This is a genomic window from Paraburkholderia sp. CNPSo 3272, assembly GCF_024206495.1.
GTDB lineage: Bacteria > Pseudomonadota > Gammaproteobacteria > Burkholderiales > Burkholderiaceae > Paraburkholderia.
Genome location: NZ_JAMBPQ010000001.1, coordinates 102,150 through 120,755, shown reverse-complemented (window position 1 = coordinate 120,755; position 18,606 = coordinate 102,150). Strand labels below are relative to the sequence as shown.

At 66.7% G+C, this 18,606-nt stretch carries 16 protein-coding genes and 1 pseudogene; 12 read left to right on the top strand and 5 right to left on the bottom strand.

All coding sequences use genetic code 11. The features are described 5' to 3' along the window. Positions 1-68 precede the first annotated feature (68 nt). The 3 genes from M3I53_RS00530 (at position 69) to phaR (ending at position 2,840) form a co-directional block, all read left to right on the top strand. Positions 69-1,250: an acetyl-CoA C-acetyltransferase gene (locus tag M3I53_RS00530; protein WP_254314047.1), complete on the top strand. Its 1,182-nt coding sequence runs from the start codon at positions 69-71 to the stop codon at positions 1,248-1,250. Between the two features lie 97 nt (positions 1,251-1,347). Further along, entirely contained in the window at positions 1,348-2,088 is a 741-nt protein-coding gene (locus M3I53_RS00525) for a 3-ketoacyl-ACP reductase (protein WP_042269566.1), read from the top strand. 146 nt (positions 2,089-2,234) lie between these two features. Next, entirely contained in the window at positions 2,235-2,840 is a 606-nt protein-coding gene (gene phaR / locus M3I53_RS00520) for a polyhydroxyalkanoate synthesis repressor PhaR (RefSeq protein ID WP_035514475.1), read from the top strand. A 143-nt stretch (positions 2,841-2,983) separates the two neighbouring features. Here the strand turns inward: phaR and M3I53_RS00515 are convergent, their stop codons facing one another. After that, positions 2,984-3,187, bottom strand: a complete 204-nt coding sequence (locus tag M3I53_RS00515) for a DNA-binding transcriptional regulator (protein WP_254314046.1) — start codon at positions 3,185-3,187, stop codon at positions 2,984-2,986. Positions 3,188-3,371: 184 nt separating this feature from the next. Between M3I53_RS00515 and rimO the strand changes: the two genes are divergently transcribed. The 5 genes and pseudogenes from rimO (at position 3,372) to M3I53_RS00490 (ending at position 8,859) form a co-directional block, all read left to right on the top strand. Then, on the top strand, positions 3,372-4,709 hold the full coding sequence (gene rimO / locus M3I53_RS00510; RefSeq protein WP_254314045.1) for a 30S ribosomal protein S12 methylthiotransferase RimO: 1,338 nt from the start codon (positions 3,372-3,374) through the stop codon (positions 4,707-4,709). 5 nt (positions 4,710-4,714) lie between these two features. Next, positions 4,715-5,663, top strand: a pseudogene (locus tag M3I53_RS00505) (sugar kinase). 37 nt (positions 5,664-5,700) lie between these two features. Beyond that, positions 5,701-6,885 carry a beta-ketothiolase BktB gene (gene bktB / locus M3I53_RS00500; protein WP_254314044.1) on the top strand — a complete coding sequence of 395 codons (1,185 nt, stop codon included), beginning with the start codon at positions 5,701-5,703 and terminating at the stop codon, positions 6,883-6,885. Positions 6,886-6,945: 60 nt separating this feature from the next. After that, complete coding sequence (locus M3I53_RS00495) at positions 6,946-7,551, top strand: hypothetical protein (RefSeq protein WP_254314043.1); 606 nt, start codon at positions 6,946-6,948, stop codon at positions 7,549-7,551. A gap of 102 nt (positions 7,552-7,653) precedes the next feature. Then, entirely contained in the window at positions 7,654-8,859 is a 1,206-nt protein-coding gene (locus M3I53_RS00490) for a cystathionine beta-lyase (RefSeq protein ID WP_254314042.1), read from the top strand. A gap of 80 nt (positions 8,860-8,939) precedes the next feature. Here the strand turns inward: M3I53_RS00490 and serB are convergent, their stop codons facing one another. Then, positions 8,940-9,779 (bottom strand): phosphoserine phosphatase SerB, encoded by an 840-nt coding sequence (gene serB, locus M3I53_RS00485; protein WP_254314041.1) that lies wholly within the window; start codon positions 9,777-9,779, stop codon positions 8,940-8,942. Between the two features lie 534 nt (positions 9,780-10,313). On the opposite strand from serB, the gene M3I53_RS00480 reads away from it, so the two are divergent. Beyond that, positions 10,314-10,883 carry a DUF6013 family protein gene (locus tag M3I53_RS00480; protein WP_254314040.1) on the top strand — a complete coding sequence of 190 codons (570 nt, stop codon included), beginning with the start codon at positions 10,314-10,316 and terminating at the stop codon, positions 10,881-10,883. A gap of 65 nt (positions 10,884-10,948) precedes the next feature. Here M3I53_RS00480 and M3I53_RS00475 read toward each other — a convergent pair whose 3' ends face one another. Together M3I53_RS00475 and M3I53_RS00470 are read right to left on the bottom strand one after the other, a co-directional pair. Beyond that, complete coding sequence (locus M3I53_RS00475) at positions 10,949-11,761, bottom strand: ABC transporter permease (protein ID WP_254314039.1); 813 nt, start codon at positions 11,759-11,761, stop codon at positions 10,949-10,951. After that, positions 11,758-12,504: an ATP-binding cassette domain-containing protein gene (locus M3I53_RS00470; RefSeq protein WP_254314038.1), complete on the bottom strand. Its 747-nt coding sequence runs from the start codon at positions 12,502-12,504 to the stop codon at positions 11,758-11,760. Before M3I53_RS00470 ends, M3I53_RS00475 begins: the two co-directional genes overlap by 4 nt. Before the next feature lie 131 nt (positions 12,505-12,635). Here M3I53_RS00470 and M3I53_RS00465 point away from each other — a divergent pair, with 131 nt between their 5' ends. Further along, on the top strand, positions 12,636-15,203 hold the full coding sequence (locus M3I53_RS00465) for an AsmA family protein (RefSeq protein ID WP_254314037.1): 2,568 nt from the start codon (positions 12,636-12,638) through the stop codon (positions 15,201-15,203). Between the two features lie 82 nt (positions 15,204-15,285). On the opposite strand, the gene M3I53_RS00460 is transcribed toward M3I53_RS00465, so the two are convergent. Beyond that, complete coding sequence (locus tag M3I53_RS00460; protein WP_028206958.1) at positions 15,286-15,786, bottom strand: hypothetical protein; 501 nt, start codon at positions 15,784-15,786, stop codon at positions 15,286-15,288. Between the two features lie 502 nt (positions 15,787-16,288). Between M3I53_RS00460 and M3I53_RS00455 the strand changes: the two genes are divergently transcribed. Together M3I53_RS00455 and M3I53_RS00450 are read left to right on the top strand one after the other, a co-directional pair. Next, the gene (locus M3I53_RS00455) at positions 16,289-17,941 is read left to right on the top strand and encodes an ATP-binding protein (RefSeq protein ID WP_254314036.1); all 1,653 of its coding nucleotides are present in this window, start codon (positions 16,289-16,291) and stop codon (positions 17,939-17,941) included. Between the two features lie 77 nt (positions 17,942-18,018). Beyond that, positions 18,019-18,519: a response regulator gene (locus tag M3I53_RS00450; RefSeq protein ID WP_254314035.1), complete on the top strand. Its 501-nt coding sequence runs from the start codon at positions 18,019-18,021 to the stop codon at positions 18,517-18,519. The last annotated feature ends 87 nt before the right edge of the window (positions 18,520-18,606 follow it).

Below are 18,606 nucleotides of genomic sequence, written 5' to 3'. Positions count from 1 at the left end.
GAATTCGGATTAACAACTTGAGGGGCGGGGCGCATGGCGCGCCATCGAACCGCCCGAAGGATCTGGAAATGACTGACATTGTGATCGTTTCGGCCGCACGTACGGCGGTAGGCAAATTCGGCGGCTCGCTCGCGAAGGTGGCGGCGCCCGACCTGGGCGCAATCGTCATCAAGGCTGCGCTCGAGCGCGCGGGTGTGAAGCCCGAGCAGGTGAGCGACGTGATCATGGGTCAGGTGCTGACGGCCGGTTCGGGCCAGAACGTGGCGCGCCAGGCATCGATCAAGGCGGGCCTGCCCGCGGCCGTTCCCGCCATGACGATCAACAAGGTGTGCGGCTCGGGCCTGAAGGCGGTGATGCTCGCGGCCAACGCGATCATCGCTGGCGATTCGGACATCGTCGTGGCCGGCGGCCAGGAGAACATGAGCGCCGCGCCGCACGTGCTGCCGGGCTCGCGCGACGGCTTCCGCATGGGCGACGCGAAGCTCATCGACAGCATGATCGTCGACGGCCTGTGGGACGTGTACAACCAGTACCACATGGGCGTGACGGCGGAAAACGTCGCGAAGGAATACGGCATCACGCGCGAAGAACAGGACGCGTTTGCGGCGCTCTCGCAGAACAAGGCGGAAGCCGCGCAGAAGGCGGGCCGTTTCGACGAAGAGATCGTCTCGGTGGAGATTCCGCAGCGCAAGGGTGAGCCGCTGCAGTTCAGGACGGACGAATTCGTGCGCCACGGCGCGACGGCCGAATCGCTCGCGGGCCTGAAGCCGGCGTTCAACAAGGAAGGCACGGTGACGGCGGCGAACGCGTCGGGCATCAACGACGGCGCAGCCGCGGTGGTGGTGATGTCGGCGAAGAAGGCCGAGGCCTTGGGGCTCACGCCGCTTGCGCGCATCAAGGCGTACGCCAGCGCCGGCGTCGATCCGAAGGTGATGGGCATGGGTCCGGTGCCGGCGTCCACGCGTGCGCTGGAGCGCGCGGGCTGGTCGGTGAACGACCTCGATCTCATGGAGATCAACGAGGCATTCGCGGCGCAGGCGCTGGCCGTGAACAAGCAGATGGGCTGGGACACGTCGAAGATCAACGTGAACGGCGGGGCGATTGCGATCGGTCACCCGATCGGCGCGTCGGGCTGCCGGATTCTCGTGACGCTGCTGCATGAAATGCAGCGCCGCGACGCGAAGCGCGGCCTGGCCTCGCTGTGCATCGGCGGCGGCATGGGCGTGGCGCTCGCGCTCGAGCGCGTTTGATGTCACTGCCGGAGCGGACCGCTCCGGCGCTCGTGACCAGCGGGGCGACCAATAACCGCGAACGGCGCAGCCGGAAAACGATAATGGAGTGTGGTTTATGTCAGAGCGTATTGCGTATGTAACGGGCGGGATGGGCGGCATCGGCACGGGCATTTGCCAGCGCCTCGCCAAACAGGGTTTCAAGGTGGTCGCCGGCTGCGGCCCGCATTCGCCGCGCCGCGTGAAGTGGCTGGAAGATCAGAAGGCGCTCGGTTTCGACTTCGTGGCCTCGGAAGGCAATGTGGGCGACTGGGATTCGACGCGCCAGGCGTTCGACAAGGTCAAGGCCGAGGTCGGTGAAATCGACGTGCTCGTGAACAACGCCGGCATTACGCGCGACGTCGTCTTCCGCAAGATGACGCGCGAAGACTGGACGGCCGTGATCGACACCAACCTCACGAGCCTCTTCAACGTCACGAAGCAAGTGATCGACGGCATGGTCGAGCGCGGCTGGGGCCGCATCATCAATATTTCGTCGGTGAACGGCCAGAAGGGCCAGTTCGGGCAGACCAACTATTCCACGGCCAAGGCCGGCATTCACGGCTTCACGATGGCGCTGGCCCAGGAAGTGGCGACCAAGGGCGTGACGGTCAACACCGTCTCGCCGGGCTATATCGGCACGGACATGGTGAAGTCCATCCGTCCCGACGTGCTGGAAAAGATCGTCGCGACGATTCCCGTGCGCCGTCTCGGCGCGCCCGAGGAAATCGCGTCGATCGTGGCGTGGCTCGCGTCCGACGAGTCAGGCTTTGCAACCGGTGCTGACTTCTCGCTGAATGGCGGGTTGCACATGGGCTGATCCTGAGCGCAGCGCGCCTGCAGGGGCGCGAAGCCGGGATCGAGGACGGCAGCTGGCCTGTTTGCTCACCGGGGCAGGCCGTTTCCGGGCTAGACCAACGCGCGACGGCAATGGCCGCCGCGCGTTGGCGCTAACAAGGGCGACACATGACGACTACAAAGAAAACCGCCGAACGTCTCATCAAGAAATATCCGAATCGTCGGTTGTACGACACGGAGACGAGCACGTACATCACGTTGACGGACGTGAAGCAACTCGTGCTGGAGCAGGAGGAGTTCAAGGTCATCGACGCGAAGACCAACGAGGATCTGACGCGCAGCATCCTGCTGCAGATCATTCTCGAAGAGGAAAGCGGCGGTCTGCCGATGTTCTCGTCATCGATGCTGTCGCAGATCATCCGTTTCTATGGTCATGCGATGCAGGGCATGATGGGCACTTACCTGGAAAAGAACATCCAGGCATTCATCGACATCCAGAACAAGCTTGCGGATCAGTCGAAGAGCCTTTACGAAGGCAACGCGATGAATCCCGAGGTCTGGTCGCAGTTCATGAACATGCAGGCGCCGATGATGCAAGGCATGATGACGAGCTACATCGAGCAGTCGAAGAACATGTTCGTGCAGATGCAGGAGCAGATGCAGAACCAGGCGAAGAACATGTTCAGCAGCTTCCCGTTCAAGCCCGTGCCGCCGGGCGGCGCGGCGGCGCCGGCGCAGGGCGCGCCCGAGGGCGGCGAGGAAGAGAAGAAGTAAGCGGCGCGGCGCACACGGCGGGTGGCGCGCGCCGCCAGGTCGCGGCGCGCTCTCGCATACCCAGCGCGCCGTGGCGGCGCGTTGCCACGCGGGCGCCACGCTTTGCGAGGCAGCGGGCGCAATGCCGCCGGCCTCATTTGTTTTCAGGCGCTTTGCAGGTCGCGCAAGGCTTCGGGGTGCGCCACGGCCACCCGCAAAAGCGATTGTGCGGCTCCGGTGGGCTGGCGCCGGCCTTGCTCCCAGTCCTGCAGCGTGCGCGTCGAAACGCCAAGCAGTGCCGCGAACGCGCTCTGTGAGAGGCCGGCGCTCGCACGCGCTAGCGCCGCGGCGGTCTGTCCAGATCCCATCCGACCCCGCGCTACGGACGCGCGCACCCACCATGCTGCGCCGCAGGATACGCCAACCGGTTAAAATGGCGGATTGGCTTGACCCTTGCGCGGCGCTACCTCGCCCTGCGCCCCACATCCGGACGTACACGTGAAAAACCCTGTTGAATCAACGACCTCCCGCAATCCTGCTCCGCGCGTCGGGATGGTTTCCCTCGGCTGCCCGAAGGCGCTTGTCGACTCCGAGCAGATCATTACCCAGCTGCGCGCCGAGGGTTACGAGATCTCGGGGTCTTACGACGGTGCGGATCTCGTGGTCGTCAACACCTGCGGCTTCATCGACGAAGCGGTGCAAGAGAGTCTCGACGCCATCGGCGAAGCGCTTTCCGAAAATGGCAAGGTGATCGTCACAGGCTGTCTCGGCAAGAAAGCGAGCGCGAGCGGCTCGAACCTGATCGAGGAAGTTCATCCGAAGGTGCTCGCCGTGACGGGCCCGCACGCCGTGGGCGAGGTCATGCAGGCCGTGCACAGCCACCTGCCTAAGCCGCACGATCCGTTCGTCGACCTCGTGCCGGCTGCGGGCATCAAGCTCACGCCGCGCCACTACGCGTACCTGAAGATCTCCGAAGGCTGCAATCACCGCTGCACGTTCTGCATCATCCCGTCGATGCGCGGCGACCTCGTGTCGCGCCCGGTCGCCGAGGTCATGCTCGAAGCGGAAAACCTCTTCAAGTCCGGCGTGAAGGAGCTGCTCGTCATTTCGCAGGACACGAGCGCTTACGGCGTGGACGTGAAGTACCGCACCGGTTTCTGGAACGGCAAGCCGATCAAGACGCGCATGACCGACCTCGTCGCCGCGCTGGGCGAGCTGGCCGCGCAATATGGCGCCTGGGTGCGCCTGCACTACGTCTACCCGTATCCGAGCGTAGACGAAGTCATTCCGATGATGGCCGAAGGACCGTTCAAGGGTCACGTGCTGCCGTATCTCGATGTGCCGTTCCAGCACGCGCATCCTGAAGTGCTCAAGCGCATGAAGCGTCCCGCGAACGCGGAGAAGGTCATGGAGCGCGTGAAGGCCTGGCGCGAAATGTGCCCCGATCTCACGATCCGCAGCACGTTCATCGCCGGGTTCCCCGGCGAGACCGAAGCGCAGTTCGAAACGCTGCTCGACTTCATCCGCGAGGCCGAACTGGACCGCGTGGGGTGCTTCGCCTATTCGCCGGTCGAAGGCGCAACGGCGAACGAACTCGACGGCGCGTTGCCCGACGACGTGCGCGAGGAACGCCGCGCGCGCTTCATGGAAGTGGCGGAGCAGGTCTCGGCCAAGCGCATCCAGCGCAAGGTGGGCAAGACCCTCAAGGTGCTGATCGACGAGATCAACGTCGATGGCGGCATTGGCCGCACCGCGGCGGACGCCCCCGAGATCGACGGCGTGGTGTATGTCGCGCCGGCGACCAAGGCGTCGAAGCGCTACAAGGTCGGCGATTTCGTTTCAGTGAAGATCACCGGCGCGGACGGCCACGATCTCTGGGGCGAGGTCTGAGCGGCATGACGAGCGTCGCTGCGCAAGTCCTCGCTTATGGCGAGGCCATGGTCGAGTTCAACCAGGCGTCGAAAGACCGTCCCGAGTACTTGCAGGGCTTTGGCGGCGACACGTCGAACTTCGCCATCGCGGCGGCTCGCCAGGGCGCACGTACGGGCTTCGTCTCGGCCGTCGGCGACGATCATTTCGGACGTCTCCTGATCGACCTGTGGACGCGCGAAGGCGTCGATACCTCGACGGTTCGGGTGGACGCCACGGCGCCCACGGGCGTCTACTTCGTCTCGCATGGCCCGCCCGGCCATGCCTTCGACTATCTGCGCAAGGGCTCGGCCGCGAGCCGTTACACGCCGCGCGACCTGCCGCTCGACATCATCGCGGCTGCGCGTATGCTGCATCTTTCGGGCATCAGCGTGGCGATCAGTGACAGCGCCTGCGACGCGGCGCTCGCCGCCGTCGAGCATGCGCGCGCCAACGGCGTGCGCGTGAGCTTCGACACCAATCTGCGCCTGAAACTGTGGCCGCTCGCGCGAGCGCGCGCTGTGATGAACGAGGTGCTGCGACTGACCGATATCTGCCTGCCCAGCTGGGACGACGTGGCGGTGCTCACAGGCCTCGACGACCGTGATGCGATCCTCGTACCTGCTCGCGCGCGGTGCCCGGGTAGTGGCGTTGAAGCTGGGCAAGGACGGCGCCTATGTGGCGACGCCCGACGAGCGGCGCGTCGTGCCGGGGCATGTGGTCGCTGCCGTGGACGCCACGGGCGCGGGCGACTGCTTCGGCGGCGCATTCGTCGCGCGGCTCGCGGCCGGCGACGATCCGTTCGCGGCCGCGCGCTATGCGAACGCGGCCGCCGCGCTTTCGACGCTGGGTTTTGGCGCGGTTGCACCGATCCCGCATCGCGAGGACGTCAAGCGCTTGCTTGCCACGCAGCGCGCAAGCGAAGCGCATCAATAACAAGATTCATCCATTCAGGAAGACGAGGAGCAAGACCATGGAACGCGAAGTAGTGGTGGCAAGCGGTGTGCGCACGGCAATCGGCGACTTCGGCGGCAGCCTGAAGGACTTCTCGCCGACGGATCTCGGCGCACGCGTGGTGCGCGAAGTGCTCTCGCGCGCGAACGTGGAAGGCGACGCGGTGGGCCACGTGGTGTTCGGCAACGTCGTGCACACGGAGCCGAAGGACATGTACCTTGCCCGCGTGGCCGCCATCAACGGCGGCGTTGCCCAGCACGCGCCGGCGTTGACCGTGAACCGCCTGTGCGGCTCGGGTCTGCAGGCGATCGTTTCGGCGGCGCAAACCATTCTGCTCGGCGACGCTGACATCGCGATCGGCGGCGGCGCGGAAAACATGAGCCGCGCGCCGTACTCGATGCCGGCCGCGCGTTTCGGCCAGCGCATGGGCGACACGCAACTCGTCGACATGATAATCGGCGCGCTGCACGACCCGTTCCAGACGATCCACATGGGCGTGACGGCGGAAAACGTCGCGAAGAAGTTCGGCATCACTCGTGAGGCGCAAGATGCGCTCGCGCTCGAATCCCATCGCCGCGCCGAGCGCGCGATCGCCGAAGGCCGCTTCAAGGATCAGATCCTGCCCGTCGCGATCAAGTCGAAGAAGGGCGAAGTGCTGTTCGACGCCGACGAGCACGTGCGCCACGGCGCCACGCTCGAGGACTTCTCGAAGCTCAAGCCCGTGTTCGCGAAGGAGAACGGCACGGTCACGGCGGGCAACGCGTCGGGCATCAACGACGCCGCTGCCGCGGTGCTGCTGATGAGCGCGGACGCTGCCCGCGCGCGCGGCGTGAAGCCGCTCGCGCGCCTCGTCTCGTACGCGCACGCGGGCGTCGATCCGGCGTACATGGGCATCGGCCCCGTGCCGGCCACGCAGAAGGCGCTTGAGCGTGCGGGTCTCAAGGTCAGCGACCTCGACGTGATCGAAGCCAACGAAGCCTTCGCGGCGCAGGCCTGCGCGGTGTCGCAAGAGCTTCGGCTCGACCCGGCCAAGGTTAATCCGAACGGCTCGGGCATCTCGCTCGGCCACCCGATTGGCGCGACCGGTGCGCTCATCACCGTGAAGGCGCTTTATGAACTGCAGCGTATCGGCGGCCGCTACGCGCTTGTGACGATGTGCATCGGCGGCGGCCAGGGTATTGCGGCCATCTTCGAACGGATTTGACGCCGACTCGTGACGCGCGGCTTTGCGCAAGACCGCTGCGCAAGTGAAGGAAGGATGCAGATGGAAGTATTGACGCAAGCACAGCGGCCGCCGCGCGCGGCCGCCCGGCGGGGCAGCGCCAGCAGGGCGCGCGGCTGGATCGTGGCTGCGGCAGCGGCGGCCATGGTCCTCGCGCTGCCGCTCGCGGCGCACGCGCAGGACGCAGGCACGCAGCCGCCGCTCAAATCCGCGCTCAAGCCGAACCCCGAGTTCGCGAAGCTGCCGCAATACGTCGGCACGCTCGGCAAGCGCCAGATCGTCATGCGCCTGGGCGCCAAGGCCGGCGACGACGACCCGACCGGCGTGCATGGCGAATACCAGTTCACGGACACCGGCGAGGTGATCCTGATCGCCGGCGACCGCGCCGACGCGACGCTCGAAGCCGAGGACTCGAACGACGGCACGCACATCACCGGCAACTGGGTGGGCACGTTCGCCGAGGACGGCTCGCTTTCGGGCGACCGCATGGACCCGGACGATTCCCATCCGGTGCCGTTCGATCTGAAGCCGCTCGCGGCGGGCGCCGCGGCTCCGGCCGTGTCGACCGGCGCGGCGAGCGCGAGCGCGTCGACTCCGACCGGGGCGCACGCCGTGAACGGCGTGAGCAATCTCGTCATCGGGCAGTAAGCGCCGCTGCGGGTGTTACTCTTCGGTATGCGGCGTTGAACGCGCCCTTGCGCAAGCCGGGCGCCGCAACGTCATTGCGCCTTAATCCGAATTCGCTCCGACATGACCAAATCCGACTCCAGCCGCGCATTGCAGACGCGCATCGTTCACCCGCAAGACGACCTCACGCCCGGCTTCGAGTCGTTTGCCGCGCCAGTCACGCGCGCGTCGACCGTGGTGTTTCCCGACCTCGCTTCGGTGCGCGCGCTCGACTGGCGCAACGACGCGCAATGGCGCTACGGCCTGCATGCCACGCCCACCTCGGCCATGCTGCAAAAGCGCCTCGCCGAGATCGAGGGCGGCGAGCATGCGCTGCTGCAGCCCTCGGGCCTCTCGGCGATCTCGAACGTCTACTTCGGACTGCTGAAGTCGGGCGACGACGTGCTGATTCCCGATAACGTCTATTCGCCGAACCGCGACCATGGCGACTGGCTCGCGCGAGACTTCGGCCTAACGGCGCGCTATTACGATCCGATGATCGGCGCGGGCATCGCGGAGCTGATCCAGCCGAACACGAAGCTGATCTGGCTGGAAGCGCCCGGCTCGGTGACGATGGAAGTGCCCGACGTGCGCGCGATCACGACGGCGGCGCGTGCGCGCAACATCGTGACGGCCATCGACAATACGTGGTCGGCGGGCCTCGCCTTCAGGCCGTTCGAGCACGGAATCGACATCTCGGTGCAGGCGCTCACCAAGTATCAGTCGGGCGGCAGCGACGTGCTGATGGGCGCGACCATCACCGCCGACCGCGATCTCTATCTCAAGCTCAAGGCCGCGCGCATGCGGCTTGGCATTGGCGTGTCGGTCGACGACTGCTCGCTCGTGCTGCGCGCACTGCCGAGCATGAAGGCGCGCTTCGAGGCGCACGACCGCACCGCACTCGCACTCGCAGGCTGGCTCAAGACGCGCCCCGAAATCGCGGCGATGCTGCACCCGGCGTTCGAAGACTGTCCGGGCCACGAGTTCTACAAGCGCGACTTCACGGGCGCGGGCGGTCTCTTTTCCGTGGTGTTCGACGAGCGCTATAGCGCGGCGCAGATCGACACGTTCTGCGAGTCGCTCGAACTCTTCGCGCTGGGCTGGAGCTGGGGCGGGGCGCATAGTCTGGCAATGCCGTACGACGTCGGTTCGATGCGCACGGTTGCGAGCTGGCCGCATCGCGGCACGCTGGTGCGTTTCTACATCGGCCTCGAAGACGAAGCCGATCTGCGCGCCGATATAGAGCGCTCGCTGGCAAGGCTCGCGGAAAAAACAAGCACGCCTGAATAATCCGCCCAAGCCACAACGGCCGCTCGCGTCCACAAGGACACGAGCGGCCGTTGGCGTATCTGCCCGCTGCGAAACCCGAATCAGAAAAGACGCAGCAGCCCGTCGAGCCCGACGAAGTTGAACGCGACGCTCGCCGCCTCGCGCACCACCGGCTTGGCGCGGAACGCGACCGACAAACCGGCCACGCCCATCATCTTGAGGTCGTTCGAGCCGTCGCCGATCGCGATTGCGCGGCGCGGATCGATGCCGATTCCGGCACAGGTTTCGGTGAGCGTACGCGCCTTCAGGTCGGCGTTGACGATCTCGCCCGTCACGCGGCCCGTGAGCTTGCCGTCGACGATTTCGAGCGTGTTCGCACGCGTGTAGTCAAGCCCGAGCCGCGCTTTCAGGCGCTCGGTGAAGAACGTGAAGCCGCCGGAGACGAGCAGCGTCTTTAGCCCCGCGGCCTTCGCGCCCGCGAGCATCTGCTCGGCGCCCGGCGAGAGCTGGAGACGTTCCTCGTACACACGCTCCAGGGCGCTCGCGTCGAGCCCCTCGAGCAGCGCCACGCGGCGCGTGAGGCTCTCGTTGAAGTCCTTGATCTCGCCGCGCATCGAGGCTTCGGTGATCGCCGCGACCTCGGCCTTCAGGCCACAGAAGTCGGCGATTTCGTCGATGCATTCGATCGTGATGAGCGTCGAGTCCATGTCCATCGCCAGCAGGCCGAAATCGGCCAGCTTGCGGCCGGCGTCGACGAACGCATAGTCGAGCTGATGCGTGCCGCAGTAGACCTCGAGGTCGGCGCGCTGGGCCGGCTCGGCGTTCTCGACGCGCAGCGCGTGGGCGTCGATCGGCGCGAGGCGGCTGCCGCGGGCGAGGCCGAGGAGCGGCTTGTGATGGACGGTGTCGAGCGGGGCGGGACTCTGGATGACGAGGTTCATGGCAGGACGGGCAAAGCCGACGCACGGCGTCGTCGGATCGATCGGATGAAAAAGGGCGCAGTCGCGCGCTTGCGTGCAAGACCCCGCAGTGCTCCCCGCAGTGCTCCCTGCAGTGCTCCCTGCAGTGCTCCCTGCAGTGCGCGGCAAAGCTCGTCATTGTAACGTCCCGCCGGCCGCTGCGGTCGGATGTGATATCGGTCGCGCTAGAGCGCATGGCGGATGTTTCCCCGGTTTTGCCTAGGTTTGCGAATAGCTCGAACCATGGGCTCTGAGCACCGCAAAAGGAGATCTTCGTCGACTGCAACCGCTCGCTGTCGCACGGCAAGCAAATTGCTGGCGATGACAAGCAGGATAAAACCTGGTCCGTTCGATGCATGTGCTCGGCGCAAGGCAACGCGCAGCGCGCTAGACTGCTAGCAGACCATCCGCCGCACGCGAGCGGAGCGTCGTAGCTGGCGTTTCGCGGCTCGCCGCGTTCGTTGCGTACGCCGCTTTTCGCTCGCGGGCGCGGCCGTTCCCCCCAGGAGGTGACGCATGCCTTGCCGCAGCTCCCGCCATACTCGCCGCCGCCACGCGGCGCTCGTGCAGTTTGTCCTCGCCGCTTCCTGCGCGATCGCGCTGCCGGCACTCGCGGCCACGCCGATCACGGTGACTTCGAAGGCCGCAACGGACGGCCCGATCCGCTACACGGTGCGGGTCGCGTCGAAGGCGTTCGGCGACGCCCAGGAGACCCGCACGCTACGCTCGGGCGATACCGACGACTTCACCTGGCGGACCACGCCTCCGGGCGGAGCGGTCGCGACGCCGCAAGGCTGCCCGGACTACGCCTCGTTGCCGCTCGACGCGAACGGCGCGATGGTCCGGCAGACCCAGGTGCGTCTCGCGCCGATCGTCGCGAGCAATGGCACCGCCACCGTGCAGGTGAGCTTTCGCGCCCAGGCGCCGCACGGCACGCAGTCGGTGTCGAGCAACGGCGCAGCGCTCACGTGCCCGGCCGTGGTCGCGCATAGCGAGGTCGCGCACCTCACGATGCCCACCAATGGCACCGCGAAGACGCTCAAGCTCAGCGACGGCACACAAATCACGATCTCGGCGCAGCGCTAGCGCGCCGCGAGCGCGAGCGCCGGCGCGGCGCTCAAGGCACGCTGGCCGCTCATGCCGCCGAGGCGTCAAGCGCGCGTCTTGCGCTCGATGAGCCGCGCAACGAGAAAGCGATGCTCCGGCGCGAAGAGCCGCCGGTACGCGAGCAGCACCGCGCCCACTGTGCCGAGCGCCGACGAGGCCGCGATCAGGAACATGATCACGATCTGATAGCGCACCGCCTGTAGCGGCGATTGCCCCGCAAGCACCTGGCCGGTCATCATGCCGGGCAGGCTCACCACGCCGACCACGGCCATCTGGTTGAGCGTCGGAATCATGCCGGCGCGCACGGCCTCGCGGGCGCTTGCCTGTGCGGCTTCCCAGCGGGTGGCGCCCAGTGCGAGCGCGCTCTCCACACGATCGCGCCGCGCGGTCAGCTCCTGCATCATCCGCTCCACGCCGAGCGACACACCCGTCAGCGTGTTGCCGAGAATCATGCCGAGGATCGGAATCGCATATTGCGGCTCGTACCACGGCCGGATGCGGATCACCACGAAGAGCCCGACTGCCGCCACGAGCCACGCGCTCACCCAGATCGACACGATGCTGTCCGCGCGCTGCCCGCCATAGGTGCGTGCGCCGCGCTGCGCCCCCGCGAAGCCGGCGATCAGCGTCATCAGCGCCATGAGGGGCAGCACGACATACCAGCGGTCGAACGCGAACACCCAGCCGAGGACGTAACCGATCGCGAGCAGCTGCACGACGGTGCGCACCGCCGCCCACGCCAGCTTGCGTTCGAGGTCGAGCTTGAGCAGCACGGAGACCGCGCCGTTGACGAAGACGAGCAGCGCCGCGATGGCGACGTCGCCGATGCCCAGGTTCTGCAGCACGCCGGGGCTCATTGTGCGGCTCCCTGCGCGAATGTCGTGCGCGTGGCGGGTTCTTCGAGCACACCCGCGCGCATCGTCAGATGCCGCGCGCCCACGCGCTGTGCCTGGGCGGGATCGTGCGAGACCCAGACCGTGGCGCGCGCGGTGCGCGCCTCCTCGAACCAGCCAGTCACGAGCGCTTCGACGGCGCGCGCCGATTCCGGGTCGAGAGACGCGGTCGGTTCGTCGAGCAGCAGTGCTTCGGGGTCGAGCTGGAGCACGCGCACGAGCGCTACGATCTGCGCTTCGCCGCCCGACAGCTGGGCGGTGTCGCGCGCGAGGAAGTCGCTGGAACGGCCGGTGGCGGCGAACAGCGCGCCGGCGCGCGCCGGGTCGAATCGCACATCGCGGTACACCGCCAGCGTGTAGGGGTAGCGCAGATTCTCCTCGACACTGCCGTCGAGCAGGGCAGGCCGCTGCCGCAGGTACGCAATATGCCGCCGATAGTGGACAATGCGCCCGCGCGTAACCGCTTCGCCGTGCCAGCGCACGTCGCCGCCATCGAGCGGGTCGAGCAGCGCGAGCGCGCGCAGGAACACACTCTTGCCGGAGCCGGACGATCCCGTCAGCACGGCGCGCTCGCCCGCCTGGAGCGCGAAATCGGTGGGATGCAGCAGCCACTGGCCGCGTTGCGCATCGCGCCGGGCAATCCGCTGCGCGTCGACGAGCGGCGCGCCATCGGCGTGGGGCAGGGAAAGTGGGTTGTGCTTTACCATTGAAAGATTGCAAACAGGGCCGGAATACAGGTCGTGCGACGCAGTTTCATGCCGATGTCACCGGGCACGCTGACTGCTCTTGCGGTATTGCAACATAGCAGGGATACAACAACGCATAACGTGGAGCAGGCATGACGTCACCGCAGCCCAAGCACTTCAGCCTTGGCCGCACGCTCGCCAGGATCATCGCATGGCTCGTCGCGGTTGTCGTCGTGTTGATTGCCGTGCTCGTCGTCTTCATCCTGACGTTCGACTGGAACCGCGCCAAACCCTACGTGAACGAGAAGGTCACCGAGGCCATCGGCCGGCCGTTCGCGATCGAAGGCGATCTGAAGGTGGGCTGGCAGCGGCCGCCCGGCGAAACCGGCTGGCGCGCGTGGGTGCCCTGGCCGCGTTTTTCCGCCACGCAGATCGAGATCGCCAATCCCGACTGGACGAAGTCCCCGCACTTCGCCACGCTCGACGAAATCGACTTTGAAGTGGCCGTGCTGCCGCTGCTCGCGCACGACATCGTCATTCCGGCGATCAATCTCGTGAATCCGTCGATCGACGTCGAGCGCCTCGTCGACGGACGCAACAACTGGACCTTCAAACTGCCCGCCTCGAGCGGGCCGTCGACATGGCGGCTCAATCTGCACGACATCACGTTCTCGACCGGCAATATCGCCGTGAGCGACCAGCAGACGAAAACCGACGTGAAGATCGGGGTAAGTCTGCTCGGGCACGGCATCCCGATCGGCAAGGTGATGGAGGAGCAGGAAGCGGCTTCGCGCCAAGGTTCTGCGCAGGTGATCGGGCGGGCGGGCGCGAACCGGCTGACGCAGCAGGCCAACAAGGTGCAGGCTTCGGAGGCGGCGGCCGCCAGCGCGGCCGAGGCTAGCGGCGCGTCGGCTTCGGGCGTGCCGGCTGCCGCGAGTGTTGCCGGCACAAACACGGGCACCTCGAGCGCAACGAGCGCGCCTGCAGCCGGCTCGCCGACGCTCTCTGCGAGCGGTGCCAGCGGCGCTGTGGCGGGCTCGGGCGCGGCGTCCGCGCAGCCGCCCATGAAACAGCCGTTCTACGCAATCGGTTGGACGATCAAGGGCACGTATGGCAAGACGGCGCTCTCTGGCGACGGCAAAATCGGCGGCGTGCTCGCCCTGCAGGACGCGAAGCGCCCGTTCCCGATCCAGGCCGACGTGCGCGTGGGCGACATGCACATCGCGCTGGTCGGCACGCTCACCGACCCCATGCATCTGGCCGCCGTCGATCTGCGCCTGTGGCTGCAGGGGCAAAGCCTGGCGCATCTCTACAACCTCACCGGCGTGACGCTGCCTGAAACGCCGCCCTACGCCACCGAAGGCCGCTTCGTCGGCAATTTCAAGCGCGGCGCGAGCGTGTTCCGCTATGAGAACTTCACTGGGCGCGTCGGCGGCAGCGATCTGAACGGCACGGTGGTCTACAAGCAACGCACGCCACGGCCGCTTTTGACCGGCGAACTGGTTTCGAACCTGCTGCAGTTCTCGGACCTCGCGCCGATTATCGGCGCCGACAGCGGTGCGAGCAAGAAAAAGCGCGGCGACGCCGCGGCCCAACCGGCCGATCGCGTCATTCCGGTCGAGCAGTTCCGCACCGACCGCTGGAACGCCATCGACGCCGACGTCAAGTTCACGGGCCGGCGCATCATCAAGCAGGGCAGCCTGCCAGTCCAGGACCTGTACACGCACGTCATGATGACGAACGGCGTGCTCGTGCTCGACCCGCTGCAGTTCGGCGTGGCGGGCGGCACGCTCGGCACGCGGCTGAACCTGGACGGCAGCGGCGCGCCGCTCAAGGCGCGCGGCACGCTCGAGGCGCGCCACCTGAAGCTCAAGCAGCTCTTCCCGAGCTTCAAGACGATGCAGTCGGCGCTCGGCGAGATCAACGGCGACGCTTCGCTCACGGCGACCGGCAACTCGCCGGCGGCGCTCGCTGCGACCTCGAACGGCGAGGTGAAGCTGCTTGTCACCCAGGGCACGATCAGCATGCTGCTCATGGAGGCGGCGGGCCTGAATGTGGCGAACGTGGTCTACGAAAAGCTGTTCGGCTCGCGCGACGTGAAAATCAATTGCGCCGCGGCCGACTTCGTCGCCACCAACGGCGTGCTAGATCCGCGCGTATTCGCGCTCGACACCGACGACGCCGTGATCGACATCGACGGCCCGATCGATCTGCGCGACGAGTCGATGAACATGAAGGTCCATCCGCATACCAAGGGCTTCCGCATCTTCACGTTGCGCTCGCCTCTCTACGTCAAGGGCACTTTCAAGAACCCGCACGTGGGCGTGGATGCGACGGCGCTTGCGCTGCGCGGCGGCGCCATGATCGGGCTCGGGCTGATCAACCCGTTCGCCGCGCTGATTCCGCTCATCGCGCCGAGCAACAACAAGCCGCTGCCGTGCGATGCGCTGTTCGCGCAGATGCATCAGCATCCCGTGGCGCCGCCGCCGGGCCAGAAAATGCACGCGCTGCCAAAGCCCGACCTCGGCAGCGCAGGCACGGGCGCGAGCGCGGCTGCGGCGACTGACAAGGCCGGCAAGGCTGATAAGGGCGATAAGGGCGATAAGGGCGATAAGGCCGACAAGGGCGCGAAAGCGGGCCCGGCAGCGCGCAGCGCGCCGTCGCCGGCCTCGGCGGGCAAGCCGACGCAAGGGCAGGAGCCCCTCTACAAGGGAAGCTGATTCGGGAAGCGGACGTGAAAAACACTGCGCCGGGTCAATCGACCCGGCGCAGTGGCGTCGTGAACTTCGTTGGAAGCGCGCCCTAGCGCAACGACCGCGGCGCCGTGTCGCCGGCGGCGTCCTGGCGGCGCGTCACGCGCCGGGTGGTCATGGTCGGACGCGCCGCGCCGAACTCGGGCAGGACCCGGCCGCGCGCGCGGCTCGCGAACACGAGGAAGCCGAAGCCGTCCGCCTCGTACCAGTAACCGCCGTTCTCGAGGCCTTCGATCGGCTGCTCGAGCGCATGAGCGATCGATTCGATGCAGCGCTTGCGTAACTCGCTCGTGCCCGGATAGGGCGGCTGCGCACCGCGCACGCTGCACAGGAGCACGTCGAGCCCCGGCAGGATATGCGCATAGAGCACGGGCTCGTCCTGCGCGCGCGCACGCGCGATCTTGGTATCGAGTTGGCCGAACGGTTTGAAGTGGCTCAGCACGGCGAGAAATGACTCATCGCCGTCTGCCTTGACGCGTTTGCGCTTTTTCGGGAAGGACATAAAAATTCGCCTGAAAAAGGTGGATTGCAGTACACGCAGCGTTCCCATGCGACCACTCCCGGACTGGTGCGCCGCACGTCGATCCTTTATAGCACACGGATTTGCTGTCTTCATGAGGATAGAGATAGGGACGGTCCGCTTTAACGGCGCGCGGACCGCCTGAAGCGATCCGGCCTGCGCGGCGCGGCTTGCTGCCCCTGTTTCAAAACCCTCATCGCGTTCGCAAACGCCATGCCGGATCGCACGTCGCGCTCATGTAGATATCCCGGCGCTCTCTCGCTTGTCTCCGTCTCAATAATAGACCTGTGTGTGCGCTCGGTGTGGCGAATTGCCGCAAAAAAGCGGGTTTTCCACGACGCGAGGTGTGGGGTGTCACATACATTGTCATCCTCAAAAATCGCGCAGATAATGTTGCGGTTCTGGTGTCCGCGGTTGCCCGAGGCGCCTCCAGCTGGCTGGTTTCGCGAGGGCGGACGCGGCGCGAGAGCTTGCAAAACGCATGGCGAAAAGCACGGCGCGCCGCCCAGACCCGCCACCCAACCAGACCGACATGAAACTCTTCGCCAAGGGGCTCTTGCTGATCGCGATTCCGAGCGTCGTCGAACTGGCGCTGCTCGGCGTCGTATTCGACACGCAGGGAAAGGCCGCGCTCGCGGCCAAACGCGCCGAGAACACGCAGCAAATCCTTTGGCAAGCCAACAGTCTCGTCGACCCGTTGCTGCGCGAAGCCGCGCGCGTGCGCACCGGCATCGTGCTCGAAGACCCTTCCTTCATCGATCGCCACGCCGTCTGGACCGAGTTCTCCGACCGCATCACGCTGCTCGCGCGCATGGTCGCCGACAATCCGCCCCAGCTCGCGCGCGTCGAGCGCATGCGCGACGCCGCCTATGCATGGCGCAAGGAAGCGGGGGATGTCGCCGATGCGCTGCGCACGGGGCATAGCGCGCCGTTTGCGCGTGCGGCGGCCAACGGCATGCCGCCCGAGATCGAGACGGTGCGCGAGGTGCTCGGCGAGTTCATCGCCGAAGAGACGCGGCTCGACGAGGCCCGCGCGGCGATGCTGCGCGAGACGCGCGAGCGCCAGCAGGACGCGCTGATTTTCGCCGTGGTGGGCTCGATGCTGATCTGGGCGTTCACGGCCATGGCGTTTGCGCGCAATGTGGGCGTGCGCCTCGCCGCACTCGGCGCGAACGCCCAGCGTCTGGGCGATGGCGCGCCGCTCGCGCCGCCGCTCTCCGGCGGCGACGAAATCGCGGCGCTCGATGCGGTGCTGCATCAGACCAGCGCGCGGCTGCGCGTGGCCGAGCGCGAGCAAGCCGCGTTGAAGGCGCAACTGCAGGCGCGCGCCGCGGATCTCGCGAGCGCCAACGAGCATTTGCGCCAGGAGAGTCAGGACAACGAGATGTTCATCTACAGCGTCTCGCACGATTTGCGCTCGCCGCTCGTGAACCTGCAGGGCTTTTCGAAGGAACTGCAGGTATCGTGCGACGACTTGCGCGCGCAGGTCGACGCGGCGGGGCTGCCCGAACACGAATATCGCGCGATGGCCGAAGTGCTCGACGGCGATGTCGACGAATCGCTGAAATTCCTGCGTCAGGCCGTGGCGCGCGCGGCCGCCATCATCGACGCGCTGCTGCGCATCTCGCGCGCCGGACGCCTCGAATACCGCTGGCAGCGCGTCAATGTCGCGCGGCTCGTCGAGCGCGTGCTCGGCGGCCTCGCCGAGGAACGCGCGAAGGCCGCGCGCATCGAAGTGGGAGAGTTGCCGCCCGCGTGGGGCGATCCGGCCGCGCTCGAGCAGATCTTCGGCAACCTCATCGAGAACGCGCTGCAGCATCTCGATCCCGCGCGCCCGGGCCGGGTCGAGATCGGCGCGCTGGAGGCCGGCGCGCAATCCGCTGGCGAACCCGGCAAAAGCGCGGGAAAGGACCCCGAAAAAACAGCGGGCGGAGAGCCTGGCGAACGTACGCGGACTTATTTTGTGCGCGACAATGGCGTCGGTATCGCGCAGGCGTATCTCCCGAAGCTGTTTCGCGCCTTTCAGCGGCTGCACGGCGGCGAATCGCCGGGGCAGGGCACCGGCCTCGCGCTCGCCAGGCGGATAGCGGAGCGGCATGGCGGGCGCGTCTGGGTCGAATCGACCGAGGGCGCGGGCTCGACGTTCTTCGTCGCACTGCCGGACCAACCGTTGCGCACCGCATAGCGGGTATTCAGGCGCGCGCTGCGCGGCAAGCTTTCAACAAGTCTTAAAAAGTTCATGCAGGACGTAGGAGAGTCGAGATGACGAACGGGGAACAGGTCAGCATCGTGCTGATCGAAGACGACGACGGGCATGCCACGCTGGTCGAGCGTAACCTGCGGCGGTCGGGGATCTCGAATGGCTTTCTGCGCTTTCGCGACGGCCAGGACGCGCTCGATTACTTTTTCGGCACGCCGGGCGATAACCCGGGTGCGGCCGCGCACTGGCCGTCGCGCGACGCGCTCGGCAATTTTGTCGTGCTGCTCGACCTGCGCATGCCGCGCGTGGACGGCTTCGAGGTGCTGCGGCGCCTGAAAGCGGAGCCCGCCACGGCGTCGGTGCCGGTGATCGTGCTCACGACCACCGACGACCCGCGCGAAATCGAACGCTGCTATGAGCTCGGCTGCAACGTGTACATCACGAAACCGGTCGAATATGACGCGTTCATCGAGGCCGTTCGCCGGCTCGGCTTCTTTCTCCAGGTCGTCAAGCTGCCGCCGGGACATCGCCTGGTCCAGGCGCGGCCGGCCGGCGCCCAATAACGCATTACGCATGCATCACGCATGGATTCATCACCCATTGGCAATCGAATGGAACAACGGCGGGAACAACGGCGGGAACAACGGCGG

Excerpts from the sequence above, each read along its gene's own strand:
- M3I53_RS00530 (WP_254314047.1), top strand. The coding sequence starts at position 69 with ATGACTGACATTGTGATCGTTTCGGCCGCACGTACGGCGGTAGGCAAA.
- M3I53_RS00525 (WP_042269566.1), top strand. The coding sequence starts at position 1,348 with ATGTCAGAGCGTATTGCGTATGTAACGGGCGGGATGGGCGGCATCGGC.
- phaR (WP_035514475.1), top strand. The coding sequence starts at position 2,235 with ATGACGACTACAAAGAAAACCGCCGAACGTCTCATCAAGAAATATCCG.
- M3I53_RS00515 (WP_254314046.1), bottom strand. The coding sequence starts at position 3,187 with ATGGGATCTGGACAGACCGCCGCGGCGCTAGCGCGTGCGAGCGCCGGC.
- rimO (WP_254314045.1), top strand. The coding sequence starts at position 3,372 with ATGGTTTCCCTCGGCTGCCCGAAGGCGCTTGTCGACTCCGAGCAGATC.
- bktB (WP_254314044.1), top strand. The coding sequence starts at position 5,701 with ATGGAACGCGAAGTAGTGGTGGCAAGCGGTGTGCGCACGGCAATCGGC.
- M3I53_RS00495 (WP_254314043.1), top strand. The coding sequence starts at position 6,946 with ATGGAAGTATTGACGCAAGCACAGCGGCCGCCGCGCGCGGCCGCCCGG.
- M3I53_RS00490 (WP_254314042.1), top strand. The coding sequence starts at position 7,654 with ATGACCAAATCCGACTCCAGCCGCGCATTGCAGACGCGCATCGTTCAC.
- serB (WP_254314041.1), bottom strand. The coding sequence starts at position 9,779 with ATGAACCTCGTCATCCAGAGTCCCGCCCCGCTCGACACCGTCCATCAC.
- M3I53_RS00480 (WP_254314040.1), top strand. The coding sequence starts at position 10,314 with ATGCCTTGCCGCAGCTCCCGCCATACTCGCCGCCGCCACGCGGCGCTC.
- M3I53_RS00475 (WP_254314039.1), bottom strand. The coding sequence starts at position 11,761 with ATGAGCCCCGGCGTGCTGCAGAACCTGGGCATCGGCGACGTCGCCATC.
- M3I53_RS00470 (WP_254314038.1), bottom strand. The coding sequence starts at position 12,504 with ATGGTAAAGCACAACCCACTTTCCCTGCCCCACGCCGATGGCGCGCCG.
- M3I53_RS00465 (WP_254314037.1), top strand. The coding sequence starts at position 12,636 with ATGACGTCACCGCAGCCCAAGCACTTCAGCCTTGGCCGCACGCTCGCC.
- M3I53_RS00460 (WP_028206958.1), bottom strand. The coding sequence starts at position 15,786 with ATGGGAACGCTGCGTGTACTGCAATCCACCTTTTTCAGGCGAATTTTT.
- M3I53_RS00455 (WP_254314036.1), top strand. The coding sequence starts at position 16,289 with ATGAAACTCTTCGCCAAGGGGCTCTTGCTGATCGCGATTCCGAGCGTC.
- M3I53_RS00450 (WP_254314035.1), top strand. The coding sequence starts at position 18,019 with ATGACGAACGGGGAACAGGTCAGCATCGTGCTGATCGAAGACGACGAC.